1 protein-coding gene is annotated in these 491 nt (G+C 48.1%); it reads left to right on the top strand.

Features of this window, described 5'->3' with window-relative positions; genetic code table 11:
* Window positions 1-236: 236 nt before the first annotated feature.
* Window positions 237-431 carry a Rop family plasmid primer RNA-binding protein gene (locus tag BGK49_RS17575; RefSeq protein WP_001041621.1) on the top strand — a complete coding sequence of 65 codons (195 nt, stop codon included), beginning with the start codon at window positions 237-239 and terminating at the stop codon, window positions 429-431.
* Window positions 432-491 lie beyond the last annotated feature (60 nt).

The raw sequence follows: 491 nt of genomic DNA, 5'->3' as shown, positions 1-491 counted from the left end.
CAGGGTAATTGTAATAGCGTGCATGTATGCGCGGTATAACAATTACACATCCTGTCCTGTCAGCAAGTTCGAATTACCGACAAAGGCACGGCAGTTTTTTGGCAGTGACAGTATTGTCAGGCAGAAATACCCGTCAAAGCGTCAGACGGCAGAATACCGGCGGTAAAACAGTCGAAAAGTGGTACGCGATATAATCACACAACGCAGATGACAGACAGAACGGAGAAAACGAAAAGATGAACAAGCAGCAGCAAGCCGTACTCAACATGGCAGGATTCATAAAAAGCCAAAGCCTGACGCTGCTCGAAAAGCTGGACGCACTCGATGCTGACGAACAGGCTACCATGTGTGAGAAGCTGCACGAACTCGCAGAAGAACTCCAGAACAGCATCCAGACACGCTTTGAAGTAGAAAATAGCACAGAGAGATAACGCTCAGGACAGGATGCCGAACGGCACAACAGAGCGTAAGGAGAAAATGTCACATAAGGC

The sequence above is a fragment of the Shigella sp. FC1544 genome (genome assembly GCF_001722145.1).
Lineage (GTDB): Bacteria > Pseudomonadota > Gammaproteobacteria > Enterobacterales > Enterobacteriaceae > Escherichia > Escherichia coli.
This window is presented reverse-complemented; position numbering and strand designations above follow the sequence as displayed.